This window comes from Knoellia sp. Soil729 (assembly GCF_001427985.1).
Lineage (GTDB): Bacteria > Actinomycetota > Actinomycetes > Actinomycetales > Dermatophilaceae > Knoellia.
This window is the reverse complement of the sequence record NZ_LMSA01000001.1, coordinates 260,057-272,709: the sequence shown is the minus strand read 5'-3', so window position 1 is coordinate 272,709 and position 12,653 is coordinate 260,057. Positions and strand designations below refer to the sequence as shown.

The 12,653-nt window shown below is 71.1% G+C and carries 11 protein-coding genes; 4 read left to right on the top strand and 7 right to left on the bottom strand.

All coding sequences use genetic code 11. The features are described from left to right. Positions 1 to 23: 23 nt before the first annotated feature. From ASG74_RS01270 to clpX, 3 genes are all read left to right on the top strand, one after another. Positions 24 to 686 carry an ATP-dependent Clp protease proteolytic subunit gene (locus ASG74_RS01270; RefSeq protein WP_056138158.1) on the top strand — a complete coding sequence of 221 codons (663 nt, stop codon included), beginning with the start codon at positions 24 to 26 and terminating at the stop codon, positions 684 to 686. A gap of 276 nt (positions 687 to 962) precedes the next feature. After that, entirely contained in the window at positions 963 to 1,919 is a 957-nt protein-coding gene (locus ASG74_RS01265; protein WP_056138156.1) for a hypothetical protein, read from the top strand. A gap of 308 nt (positions 1,920 to 2,227) precedes the next feature. Further along, the gene (clpX, locus tag ASG74_RS01260) at positions 2,228 to 3,502 is read left to right on the top strand and encodes an ATP-dependent Clp protease ATP-binding subunit ClpX (protein WP_056138153.1); all 1,275 of its coding nucleotides are present in this window, start codon (positions 2,228 to 2,230) and stop codon (positions 3,500 to 3,502) included. Between the two features lie 92 nt (positions 3,503 to 3,594). Here clpX and ASG74_RS01255 read toward each other — a convergent pair whose 3' ends face one another. Genes ASG74_RS01255 through ASG74_RS01235 form a run of 5 tightly spaced genes read right to left on the bottom strand, consistent with a single transcriptional unit; the run spans position 3,595 to position 7,878 of the window. Further along, the gene (locus tag ASG74_RS01255) at positions 3,595 to 4,161 is read right to left on the bottom strand and encodes a hypothetical protein (RefSeq protein WP_056138151.1); all 567 of its coding nucleotides are present in this window, start codon (positions 4,159 to 4,161) and stop codon (positions 3,595 to 3,597) included. Next, positions 4,158 to 5,687 (bottom strand): DUF58 domain-containing protein, encoded by a 1,530-nt coding sequence (locus ASG74_RS01250; protein ID WP_056138149.1) that lies wholly within the window; start codon positions 5,685 to 5,687, stop codon positions 4,158 to 4,160. Before ASG74_RS01250 ends, ASG74_RS01255 begins: the two co-directional genes overlap by 4 nt. Further along, positions 5,684 to 6,679, bottom strand: a complete 996-nt coding sequence (locus tag ASG74_RS01245) for an AAA family ATPase (protein WP_056138147.1) — start codon at positions 6,677 to 6,679, stop codon at positions 5,684 to 5,686. The genes ASG74_RS01250 and ASG74_RS01245 overlap by 4 nt, the downstream gene beginning before the upstream one ends. After that, the gene (locus ASG74_RS01240; RefSeq protein ID WP_056138145.1) at positions 6,680 to 7,177 is read right to left on the bottom strand and encodes a hypothetical protein; all 498 of its coding nucleotides are present in this window, start codon (positions 7,175 to 7,177) and stop codon (positions 6,680 to 6,682) included. Beyond that, positions 7,174 to 7,878, bottom strand: a complete 705-nt coding sequence (locus tag ASG74_RS01235) for a DUF4129 domain-containing protein (protein ID WP_056138143.1) — start codon at positions 7,876 to 7,878, stop codon at positions 7,174 to 7,176. The genes ASG74_RS01240 and ASG74_RS01235 overlap by 4 nt, the downstream gene beginning before the upstream one ends. A gap of 121 nt (positions 7,879 to 7,999) precedes the next feature. Here ASG74_RS01235 and ASG74_RS01230 point away from each other — a divergent pair, with 121 nt between their 5' ends. Then, positions 8,000 to 8,683 carry a hypothetical protein gene (locus tag ASG74_RS01230; protein ID WP_056139520.1) on the top strand — a complete coding sequence of 228 codons (684 nt, stop codon included), beginning with the start codon at positions 8,000 to 8,002 and terminating at the stop codon, positions 8,681 to 8,683. 24 nt (positions 8,684 to 8,707) lie between these two features. Here the strand turns inward: ASG74_RS01230 and valS are convergent, their stop codons facing one another. Together valS and ASG74_RS01220 are read right to left on the bottom strand one after the other, a co-directional pair. Beyond that, positions 8,708 to 11,380, bottom strand: coding sequence for a valine--tRNA ligase (gene valS / locus ASG74_RS01225; protein WP_056138141.1), 2,673 nt, complete (start codon positions 11,378 to 11,380; stop codon positions 8,708 to 8,710). 133 nt (positions 11,381 to 11,513) lie between these two features. Then, positions 11,514 to 12,653 carry a S8 family serine peptidase gene (locus ASG74_RS01220; RefSeq protein ID WP_156465239.1) on the bottom strand — a complete coding sequence of 380 codons (1,140 nt, stop codon included), beginning with the start codon at positions 12,651 to 12,653 and terminating at the stop codon, positions 11,514 to 11,516.

Here is a 12,653-nt window from a genome sequence, read left to right as displayed (position 1 = left end):
GGCGACCAGGAGAACTCACAGACATGAACGCGAACTACCCCCAGCGTGGGCTCCACGTCCCCGCTTCGATGACCCCGTCGAGCCGCTACATCCTGCCGCAGTTCGAGGAGCGTACCTCCTACGGCATGAAGCGGACCGACCCCTACACCAAGCTCTTCGAGGACCGCATCATCTTCCTCGGCGTGCAGGTCGACGACGCGTCCGCCGATGACGTCATCGCCCAGCTCATCGTGCTCGAGTCCCAGGACCCCGACCGCGACATCCTCATGTACATCAACAGCCCCGGTGGCTCGTTCACCGCGATGACCGCGATCTACGACACCATGCAGTACATCCGGCCTGACGTGCAGACGTTCGTCATCGGTCAGGCGGCCTCGGCTGCCGCGGTGCTGCTCGGTGCGGGGGCGCCGGGCAAGCGCTATGCCCTGCCCAACGCGCGGGTCCTCATCCACCAGCCGGCGATCGAGGGCACGGGCGGCATGGCCTCCGACCTCGAGATCCACGCCAACGAGGTCCTGCGCATGCGCGCCTGGCTCGAGGACACCATCGCCGCCCACTCCGGGCGCGACGTCGAGCTGGTGCGCAAGGACATCGAGCGCGACAAGATCCTCTCGGCGGCCGATGCCAAGGAGTATGGCCTGATCGACGAGGTGCTCGCCTCCCGCAAGGCCTCCGACGAGGTCTGATCCTTCGCCGCACGACAAGCGCAAGGTATGCCGCCCGCTCACCCGAGTGGGCGGCATACCTGCGTCTGGGGCGGGTTTGGGTGAGCCGACCATACGGACATCACCTGCAGTTCTCGCTCCCGCATGTCGTTCTCGCTGGCGCACGTCGCCCCGGCGCCATGCGCCAGCGAGAACGACGTGCCCCGACGAAACCTGCAGTTCTCGCGGGGGTGGGAACCGGCCGGAGCTGTGGATATCTCGGAGGTGGGCGGGGGGATTCCTGTCAGGCTCGGCCCCATGCTCGGTGCCGCTGCTCCCCTCCCGTTCGACCCCGGAACCCTCCGCCCTGCGTCGGACCTGCGTCGCAGCGGCATCGAGCCCTCCCGTGGCGCATGGCACCACGTCCGCCGGGGCGTATGGATGGACGCGGGGGTGTGGGCCACGCTCGACTCCACCCAGAAGCACGCAGCCTTTGTCCACGCCACGGCTCTGCTTCGTCGGCTCGAGGAGCCCGTGGTGTGTGCCGTGGAGGCGGCCGCTGCGGTGTGGGGGCTGCCACGGATCGAGGCGTGGCCGGCCTTCGTCAGGCACCACGTCTGCGATCGGCGTGTCCGCGGCTCGGCCCTGCTTCGTCCCTTCCTCGGAGCCGAGGTGGAACCGGTGGAGCGACAGGGACTGTTGGTGACCCCGGTGGCTCGCACCATCGTTGATCTCGCCCGGACGGGGTCCCTGTTCACTGCGGTTGCCGCTGCCGACCATGCACTGCGGCATGAGCTGTGCGCAGCCGAGGATCTGGCGGCTGAGGTGAGCTCGGTCCCTGCCAGGGCCCCCGGTCGGGTGCGGGCCGCCGTGGTGCGCGACCTTGCGGACCCGCTCAGCATGTCGCCCGGGGAGAGCCTGTCCCGGGTGCAGATGTTCCGGCTCAACCTGCCCAGACCGGAGCTGCAGCACGCGGTTCACGACGACGAGGGTCTTGCCGGAACCGTGGACTTCTGGTGGGAGGGGGTCGTCGGGGAGTTCGACGGCAAGACGAAGTACCGCGTTCCCGCTGGTGCGAGCGCGGAGGAGGCAGCTGAGATCGTGTGGCGTGAGAAGAAGCGCGAGGACCGGCTGCGTCGCAAGGCGGCGGTGGGGCGCTGGACCTATCGCGAGGCGATGCAGCCGCAGGTCCTCGCGCAGGTCCTCGCGCAGGCCGGTGTCACGGCCGTGGCTCGCCCGCGATGGTTCGATGTGGGATCGGGCAACGTCGCCTGATGAGCCATCGGCGCACGTCGTTCTCGCGGGGGCACGTCGTCCCATCGCCGTGCGCCAACGAGAACGACGTGCGCCGGCGAGACCTGCAGGTCTCGCGTCGGGGGAGGCGGTGGATGTGGTGCTCGGCCCCGGGCAACACGAAGGTTCTGCCCTCAGCGGACAAGCGCGACTCGCGCCGTGTCGAAGGCGTTCAATGGGTTGCGTCGACGCTGCTGCGAGGTAGCGTCGGATGCGTCGCCCACGGGCCGTGTGGCTCCACGCCGACGGGGAAGCGACGACCAGCCGTCTTGACGAAGGGACCTGAGCACGTGGCACGAGTGGGAGAGACCAGCGACCTGCTGAAGTGCTCGTTCTGTGGCAAGTCCCAGAAGCAGGTCAAGAAGCTCATCGCCGGACCGGCGGTCTACATCTGTGACGAGTGCATCGAGCTCTGCAACGAGATCATCGAGGAGGAGCTGGCGGAGTCCTCGGACCTCGGCGGCCTCGACGAGCTTCCCAAGCCGCGCGAGATCTTCGACTTCCTGCAGCAGTACATCATCGGCCAGGACGTGGCCAAGCGCTCGCTCGCGGTGGCGGTCTACAACCACTACAAGCGCATCCAGTCGGGTGAGGGCGCCGGCAAGAAGGACGCCGACCACGTCGACATCGCGAAGTCCAACATCCTGCTCATCGGTCCGACCGGCTGTGGCAAGACCTACCTCGCGCAGACGCTGGCCAAGATGCTCAACGTCCCGTTCGCCATCGCCGACGCCACCGCGCTCACCGAGGCCGGCTACGTCGGCGAGGACGTCGAGAACATCCTCCTCAAGCTCATCCAGGCCGCGGACTACGACGTCAAGAAGGCCGAGACGGGCATCATCTACATCGACGAGGTCGACAAGATCGCCCGCAAGAGCGAGAACCCGTCGATCACCCGCGACGTCTCCGGCGAGGGAGTGCAGCAGGCCCTGCTCAAGATCCTCGAGGGCACGACCGCGAGCGTCCCGCCCCAGGGTGGCCGCAAGCACCCGCACCAGGAGTTCATCCAGATCGACACGACCAACGTGCTCTTCATCGTCGGTGGTGCGTTCGCCGGCCTCGAGAAGCTCATCGAGTCGCGCAGCGGCAAGAAGGGCCTGGGCTTCGGGTCCGAGCTGCACAACCCCAAGGACCTCGCCGAGTCGATCCACGAGGTCATGCCCGAGGACCTCATGAAGTTCGGCCTCATCCCCGAGTTCATCGGCCGGCTTCCCGTCATCACCACGGTGTCGCCGCTCGACATCCCGGCGCTGACCGAGATCCTCACCGAGCCGCGCAACGCCCTCGTCAAGCAGTACCAGAAGATGTTCCGCATCGACGGGGTCGAGCTGGAGTTCACCGACGAGGCCGTCGTCGCCATCGCCGAGCAGGCCCAGGCCCGCGGCACCGGCGCCCGCGGACTGCGCGCGATCATGGAGGAGGTCCTCCTCCCGGTCATGTTCGACGTTCCCAGCGACGACGAGATCACCAAGGTGGTCGTCACCGACGAGGTCGTGCGCAAGAACGTCCTGCCGACGATCGTGCGTCGTGAGGCCGGGCCCAAGCGCCGCAAGCGCACCGCCTGAGCACCACACCTCCCGACCGTGACACCTGCGGTCGCGTCGCCTGCTGACGCCAACCCCAGGCGTATGCCGGTCGGCCCGCTTGCGTGCTCAGCTCACTGCGCGCGCGGTGGTCTGCCCTGCGTCGGCTGGGTCGCGGGCGTGGACTGGGTCGTCGCTGTGGACTGGGTCAACCAGAACGCGAGCGCAAGGATGGCGACCGCGGCGACCGCGGCGTAGGTCAGCAGGGGCACCCCCGGTGGGGTGCTTCTCGACTGGGCCACCAGCACGGCCCACACCGGTGTCGACAGGGCGAGCACGGTCACGGCGCGCCGGACCCAGCGACGCACCGTCGCCCGGGGCAGGGGAGCGGCCGGGGGCAGCGCGACCGCCAGGGACGCGGCGAGGTGGATGGTCAGCACCGCGACCGCAGCCACGAGCGTGAGCGCCCAGTCACCGGCGTCGGCCGGCACCGCGGCACTCGAGAGCCAGTTGACAGCCTGCACGGCGAGGAGCAGGGACATGAGCCGTGACGCCGGTTCCAGGGCCGCGAAGGCGGTGAGCACCATGATGAGGAGCGCGCCGACGACGGTGCCGCGGGGGGTGGCGAAGGCGGCCACGAGCGCCAGCGCCACGGAGGGCACCACGATGAGGGCACGCAGCGCCTGCTGCGACGTGCTCATCGGGTCACCATCCTGGGAGAGCGCCGCTGCCGTCCGATGTCTCGCAGCACGAGGTCGAGAGTGCCGGGCCCCACCCAGGTGACGATGGGGACACCGCTGAGGCGGGTGCGGGTCATCTCGCGCGAGCGCTCCAGCAGGCGCAGGCGCCAGGCCAGCCGAGCCCCTTGCGTGACCTCGTCTTCGGGGACGAGTCCGTCGAGGAGGTCGTCGCCGAGGCTCGGGTCGGCCATCGAACGAGGCAGCGTGTCGACCACGACGGTGGACGTACCGCGTCGCGCCAGCGCGGACGCGTGCGCCAGGACCTCGACGGAGATGGCCGGGGTGAGGAAGACGACGAGCGTTCCCACCGAGACCGGATGGCGGAGCTGGCCGCGCAGGCGCTTCTCGTCGACGACCCCACCGTCGGCGACGCGGACGCGCGCGAGCACGTCGAGGAGGCGACGGAGCTGGTTGCTGCCCAGGCCCGGTGATAGGCGTGGGCTCTGGTGGGCACCGAGGACCTGGAGCCCGACCCGGTCACCGGCTCGCAGGTAGTGCTCGGCCACCGCGGCAGCAGCGCGCACGCCGTTGTCGAGGCTGCTGGCCTCACCCTCGAAGCCGGTGCTGGCGCCGAGGTCCTGCATCGCGTCGACGAGGAGCAGGATCTCGCTGTCCTCGTCGGAGTAGGTCGTCGTGACGTGAAGCTCACCCGTGCGCACCGACACCGGCCAGTGGATCCGACGCAGCTTGTCACCGAAGCGGAAGGCTCGGATGTCGGCGAGCTCACTGCCGTCGCCCTGGTGCCGTGAGCGGCTCCGCCCCACCAGCCCGACGGGGTCCGGGACGGGTGCTCGCGCCGAGAAGGCCTCCGGCAGGGGGACGGTCGGCACCAGGGGAGCGTGGACGGGTGGCGGTTCCCAGATGAAGGCTCCGAAGGCGCTGCTCACCGCACACGTGGCTGGCCCGAACCGACGCAGCCCCCAGCGGGTGCTCTGGCACAGCACATCGAGCTGCCGGACCGACGAGCCTGCAGCATCGGCCCCGGCGCCACCATCGGCTCCGCCGTCATCCCCGACCGCCACCGACTGGCTCGTCGGGGTGAAGCGGGTGAACTGGGTCTCGGTCACGGCCAGGCCGACCTCCTCCACTCCCAGCCGCGGCTCCACGGTCGCGGTCCACGCCGTCGTCTGTCCCTCGCGCAGCACCGAGTGACGCAGCCAGGCGTGGGCGACCGGCGGCGCCCCCGGACGCCTGAGGTGCGACCAGACGGCCACGATGAGCAGCGGTGTCCCGATGGCGACGGCATCCGGTCGCCGCAGGATGACGCCGACGGCGACCAGCGCCACTCCCAGGACGACCGCGCGGGCATGGGCGGGCGTGACCCTCCAGCGTGCCGAGAGCCGGCTGCCTGCCGGGGCGTGGGGACCCTCGGGCGCCTCCGATCCCCGGGCTGTGCCCGGCCCCGGGGCTGCCGCAGCCACGGCAGCCACATCCGGTGCACCCACCGCCGCCGCTCCACCCGTGCCCGGCGTCGTGCCCTCGCTCACGGCCCCTCGTACCCGGTCCGCCCCTCGCGCCCGGTCGGCGACGGGGTCGACACGGTGGCGAGGATCGACTCGATCACGCTCTCGGCGCTGACGTCGTTGATCCACAGCTCGGGACGCACACTCACCCGGTGGTCCAGGCACGCGTGCGCGACGGCCTTCACGTCCTCGGGGGTGACGTAGTCACGGCCGCGGATCACGGCATACGCCCGGCTCGTCAGCATGAGCGCGAGCGAGCCGCGAGGCGAGGCACCCAGCACGAGACTCGAGTGCGACCGTGTCGCCGCCGCGAGCCGCACGCAGTAGCGCCCCACGCCCTCGTCCACGGTGACGGTCTCGACGGCCCCCTGCATGGCGACCACACCGGCCGCGTCGGTCACGGCGGGCACGCTCTGGGCCTCCTGCCGCCGCTCGACCCTGCGCCGCAGCACCTCCCACTCCTCGCCGGGGTCGGGGTAGCCGAACGAGACCCGCAGCAGGAAGCGGTCGAGCTGGGCCTCGGGCAGCGGATAGGTCCCTTCGTACTCGACCGGGTTGGCCGTGGCGAGCACGTGGAAGGGCCGGGCGAGGGGGAACGTCTCGCCCTCGACGGTGATCTGGCCCTCCTGCATGGCCTCGAGCAGCGCGGCCTGCGTCTTGGGCGGGGTCCGGTTGATCTCGTCGGCGAGGAGGAGCTCGGTGAACAGCGGGCCGCGTCGGAAGACGAACTCGTGGTTGCGCTGGTCATAGATGAAGGCACCGGTGAGGTCGCTCGGCAGCAGGTCCGGCGTGAACTGCGCCCTGGCGAAGTCGATCCCGAGCGCCTGCGCGAACGAGCGTGCTGCCAGCGTCTTGCCGAGACCCGGGAAGTCCTCCATGAGGACGTGGCCGCCCGCGAGCACCCCGGCAAGGACCAGCTCGAGACTGGAGCGCTTGCCGACGACGGCCCGCTCGACCGCAGCCAGGACGTGCGCGCAGAGGTCGGTGACCTGGCTCGGCGTGGGTGTGTCGGTCACTCAGTGCTCCTCGAGGGTGGTGATGAACGATGCCAGCTCTTGCGTGCTGACCGGGCGTTGCCCGGTCGAGATCAGGTATGCCGTGAGGTCGCGTCCCAGCACTGCCTCGGCATCCGCCGGGGGACCGTCGAGGGTGAGGCCCCGGGGTGCCAGGCGAGCGTCCGCGAGCGATCGCAGGGTGGCGTGGACGCGCCGTGCCGCCGCGTCGTCGCCCGCGCCGGCGGCGTCGATGCTGCGGGCGAGGGCGGTCACGCGCCGGTCGCTGCCACGCACGCGTGGGACGCGCCCAGCGCTCGTGGTCCACTCGATGTCCTTGTGGTCGCGCAGCAACCAGATGCCAAGGGCACCGACGCCGACGAGGACGCCGGCGGAGGCCACGAGCAGCGCCGCGCGGTCGAGCGCCGGCGCGAGCATGAGCAGGAGCCCGAGCAGCCCTGCGGCACCCACCGCCGTGAGCACCGCCTGCTGCCGGACCAGCTCGAGGAGCCGGGCCCTCACCGGCTCGCTCCCTGCTCTGTGGGCTGCAGTGCCTCGGGGAGGTCCGCACGCACCTTGCGCAGGGCCTCACGTGCGGCCTCACGTTGCTCCTCGCCGATGGGGTGCTCGGAGAAGCGTGCCTCCCGGTAGAGCGCCGCGAGAGCCTCGATCGCCACGGGGTCGACGTGGAAGCCCCCGAGGACCTCGGCCACCAGCTCGGCTGGGGTGCGCGACACGTCGTCGTCGATCCCGATGGCCTGGGCGGTGCGTTCGAGGGCGAGCCACGCGTTGATGACGGCCTCGCTGGAGCTGCCGCGGTCGAGCTCGCCCTCCATGTCGCGCAGGCCCGCCGACAGCACGTCGGGCAGGACGCCTGCGCGCACGGCCTCCTTCGGGGTGACCGGGTCTCGGCGCAGTCTGCGCGCGATGGCCCGCACCACGACGAACACGACGGTCAGCACGATGAGGAGGAGCAGCACGCGCATGGTCCACACGACGACGTAGGTAACGAGGTGGTTCTCCGGCACGTCCTGCGGGTCGGGGCCGCGACGCGAGGAGTTGTCGGTCTGCACCTGGTCCACGGTCTCGCCGTACAGCTTGTCCGAGGCCGGCGTGCCGATGTTGGGGGCGAACGCGGTGATCGAGCCGGCCCCCGAGACCCAGGCGGCAAGGAGCAGGACGACGCCGCTGCCCAGCACCCAAGCCCACGCACGACGCCCCATGGCCGGGAGCCTACGTCGGTGGAGCGCAGCACAGGGAGCCGCGGCTGGGTTGTGGCTGAGCCGTTGTCCACGAGAGGTGGTGGCGCGAACGCCCCCCGCGCGACAGGATGGGCCCGTGGCCATGGCATACCGACTTCGCGCTGGCGACACGGGGCCGGTGCAGCAGTCACCGGTGACCTGTGGGTCCGCCTGCCTCACCGTGGCGCGCATGCTCGTCGACCCCGTCTTCGCCAGCTGGGTGCGCACCGGGGAGCCGCGACTGCCGGGTTCGCCGGCAGGAGAGACCGAGGCCGAGAGGTTCGCCGCCTACGAGCGGGTGGTGATGCGGCGGACCAACGGCATCCTGGCCGGACCCCACTGGCTCGACGTCCCGTGGCCACGAGCCCTGGGCACACCTCCGTGGGGTGCCAAGCGTGAGCTCGAGTACGGCGCGGCCACGTCCGGCACGCGCTACGACGTCGCCTCCGTCAGGCACCTCTCGGACGCCGGTCTGCGTGCGGCCTTCGAGCGCCTCGTCGACGTCGTCGCGCAGGGTGAGCCGGGGTTGCTCTATGTCGGCAGCACGCACCTCCCGCGCCACGTCGTCCTCGTCCTGCCCGGTGATGGCGACCGGGTCCTCGACGTCTACGACCCCGGCACGGGCAGGGTCGGCCACCTCCGCCGCGACACCGTGGTGGAGCGCAGGCTGGGACTCAGCGGGTGGCAGGTGCCCTGGTTCATCGTCCAGCCGACCGGTCACCGCCGGGTGCGCGCCTTTGCGCCCGCAACCTCCCTGGGCGGTGCCAGGGCCCCGTCGAACGCCTGAGTCCCGGAACCCGGAGAGTGCGCCCTACGACTGCGTCTGGGCCTTCGGCTTCTCGACGGGGATGAGCTCGACGTCGCTCGCACCCCACGCGTCGGCGGCCACGAGGTCGAGCGACCCGGTGACCTTGCCGGCCGAGCGGAGATCGGCCTCGCCGGCGCGCACGTGGTGCAGCAGCGCCTCCGGGCCGCCCAGCGTGATGCGGGCGACCTCGGCACGCATCGACAGCTTGGCCTCGGACTTGCTCTTGCGCACCGTGGCGAGCGCCGCGCCCACCGCGCCGAGCATGGCTGGGTCCACGGGCTCCCCGGGGACGGCAACCTCCTCGGCGGTCGGCCAGGTGGTGAGGTGCACCGAGCCCTCGTGCCACCACGACCACACCTCCTCGGTGACGTAGGGCAGGAGCGGCGCGAGCAGCCGCAGTTGGACGTCGAGGGCGATGCGGAGCGTGGCGCGCGCCGACTCGGCCTCGGCGTCGCCCTGCGAGCCGTAGGCCCGGTCCTTGACGAGCTCGAGGTAGTCGTCGCAGAAGGTCCAGAAGAAGGACTCGGTCACCTCGAGCGAGCGGGTGTAGTCCCACGACTCGAAGCCCGCAGTCGCCCTGGCGACGACCTGGGCCAGCCCGGCGAGGAGCGCGCGGTCCAGGGGGTTGGTCACCCGCGACGCCAGGTCACCCTCGACCTCGCCGAACGAGAGCGCGAACTTCGAGGCGTTGAGGACCTTGATCGCGAGGCGGCGACCGACCTTCATCTGCCCGACGTCATAGGCCGCGTCGGTGCCGAGCCGGCCCGAGGCCGCCCAGTAGCGGACCGCATCGGCGCTGTGCTCGCGCAGCACGTCCTCGGGCGTGACGACGTTGCCCTTGGACTTGCTCATCTTCTTGCGGTCGGGGTCGAGGATCCAGCCGCTGAGCGCGGCGTTGGTCCACGGGACGGTGCCGTGCTCGAAGTGCGAGCGCACCACCGTCGAGAAGAGCCAGGTGCGGATGATGTCATGCCCCTGGGGACGCACGTCCATCGGGAACACCTTGTCGAACACCGGGTCCGTCGTCACCGAGCCGGACTCGTCGACCTGTCGCCAGCCGGCGGCGATCTGGGGCGAGAGCGACGACGTAGCCCAGGTGTCGAGCACGTCCGCGTCGCCGATGAAGCCACCGGGCTGGTCGCGCTGGGACTCCTCGAAGCCCTCGGGGGCCTGGGCGGCGGGGTCGACCGGCAGCGACTCCTCGGACGGCACGATGACCTCGTCCCACAGGGGCTCACCGTGGGCGTCCAGCGGGTACCAGACCGGGATCGGGACCCCGAAGAAGCGCTGGCGCGACACCAGCCAGTCACCGTTGAGGCCGGCCACCCAGTTCTTGTAGCGGGTCCGCATGAAGTCGGGGTGGAAGTCCACCTCGTCGCCGCGCGCCACGAGAGCGGCATTGAGCTCGGCGTCGCGGCCACCGTTGCGGATGTACCACTGGCGTGACGTGACGATCTCGAGGGGCTTCTCGCCACGCTCGTAGAAGTTGGCCTTGCGCTGCGTCGCCGTGGGCTCACCGTCGAGGTCACCGGACTCGCGCAGCGCAGCCACGACGACCTCGCGCGCGGAGTGCACGGTCTTGCCGCCGAGCTCGCCGAAGAGCTCGGCGCCGGGGCCGCCGGCGATCCACTCGGGGGGCTCGGCCTGGATACGGCCCTGACGGGTGATGACCGAGCGCGTCGGCAGCTGCAGCTCACGCCACCAGATGACGTCGGTGAGGTCACCGAACGTGCAGCACATGAGGATGCCGGAGCCCTTGTCCATCTCCGCGAGCGGGTGCGCCACGACCGGCACCTCGACACCGAAGAGCGGTGAGCGGACCGTGGAACCGAACAGGCCGGCATACCGCTCGTCGTCCGGGTGGGCGATGAGCGCCACGACGGAGGGGATGAGCTCGGGCCGGGTCGTCTCGATGTGGACGGGTGCGACGGCGTCGTCGCCGCCGACGGGGTGGAAGGCCACCCGGTGGTAGGCGCCGGGGTAGTCACGTGCCTCGAGCTCGGCCTGGGCGACGGCGGTCTGGAAGGTCACGTCCCACAGGCCCGGGGCCTCGGCCTGGTAGGCCTCGCCGCGAGCAAGGTTGCGCAGGAACGCCTGCTGAGCCGTGGCGCGCGAGTGGTCGTCGATCGTCCGGTAGGAGATGTCCCAGTCGAAGGACTGGCCGAGCCGGCGGAAGAGCGACTCGAAGGCCTTCTCGTCCTCCACGGTCAGCTCGTCGCACAGCTCGATGAAGTTCTGCCGCGAGATCGGCATGGCATCGCCGGCGCGCAGACTCTTGGCGTCACCGCGGTGCGGCGGCTCGAAGGCCGGGTCGTGGGGGAGCGTGGCATCGCCGCGCACGCCGTAGAAGTTCTGGACGCGCTTCTCGGTCGGCAGGCCGTTGTCGTCCCAGCCGATCGGGTAGAAGACGTTGAACCCCACCATCCGCTTGTAGCGCGCCATGCAGTCGGTGTGCGTGTAGGAGAACACGTGCCCCATGTGCAGGCTGCCCGACGCGGTCGGCGGGGGAGTGTCGATCGAGAAGACCGCCGAGCGCGGCCCGGACAGCGCAGCCTCGCGGTCGAACGTGTAGGTCCGCTCCTGCGTCCATACCTGCCCCCACTTGTCCTCGAGGCCGTCCAGCGAGGGGCGCTCCGGGATCGTGGCAGCGCGGGAGGGGGTGAGGTCAGCAGACATGGGCGCGATTCTCCCAGAACCTCACCGGTGCTCCCAACCGGGTTCCCCGCTCCCGTATGCCGGCCCACGCAGAGCGCGGGACCCGCGCCCCCGAACCGCTGCCCGTGCGTCGCTGCCCGTGGTCGGGACCTCGTCAGGAACGTTGCGGCTGGCGGAGCATCCGGGCCATGGCGAGAGCGAGCACGGATGCGCCGGTGCCGAGCAGCAGCCACAGCACGGTCGTGCGGTCACCGGCGCGGGGGTCGCGGGCCGGTGTGAGGTCGATGGCGGACACCTGGGGCGGTGGCGTGACCCTGGGCGTGGCCCCGGGGGCGACGGGCCCGGCGACCGTCTCGTCGAGCACCGCCGTCATCGCCTCGTAGGGCTGCACCACACCCCAGCCCGAGACGTCGTCGCGCACGGTCCGCGAGCCTCGTGAGGCCGTGGCCTCGAGCCGGTAGGCGATCTCGGCCGGTGATGCCGAGCGGTAGCGCTCGCGCATCAGTGCCGCCGCGGCGCTGACGTAGGCCGTCGCGTAGCTGCTCGACTGCGCCTCCTGCGAGAAGACGCAGTCGCCCCAGGCGCGGAAGGTGGTGAGGATGTCGTCGCCCGGGGCCGCGAGGTCCACCTGGGGGCCGTGGATGGAGCTCTGCGTGACCACGTCTCGCGCGTCCGCCGCCGTGACGCCGACGACGCCCGGGTTGGCTGCCGGGTAGCGGGGGCCGTCCTTGGCCTCGGCCGACTGGTCGCGGTTGCCGCCGGAGGCCACGACGACGATGCCTGCCTTCACGGCGGAGGCGACCGCGGCGCGCACGTCCGGGCGGTTCGAGGTGGTCGAGAGCGAGAGGTTGATGACGTCCGCGCCCGCGGACACGGCATACGAGATCCCCTTGGCGAGGTTGGCCGAGCGCTGTTGCTCCTCGTCGCCGGTTGGTGCGCCGCCGGTGATCTTGACGGGCAGGATCGTCGCGCCCTTGGCCAGCCCGACCACACCGGACTTCTCGCCGATGTCGCGCGCAGCGATCACGCCGGCGATGGCCGTGCCGTGGCCGGTCTCGTCCGTGGTGGCCCTGCCACCGACGAAGCTCTTGCCCGGCAGGACCGACCCCTTGGGGAAGTGGGCGTTGGCGGCGGCGACACCGGAGTCGACCACGGCGACGACCACGCCTCGGCCGGTCGACATGGTCCACGCACGCGAGGCGGCGAGGCGCGACAGCGCCGGGGGAGAGTCGGCGATGAAACGGGTCTGGCCCTCGGTGCAGTCCCGTGCCTGCGCCATGGCAGGAGTCGCCAT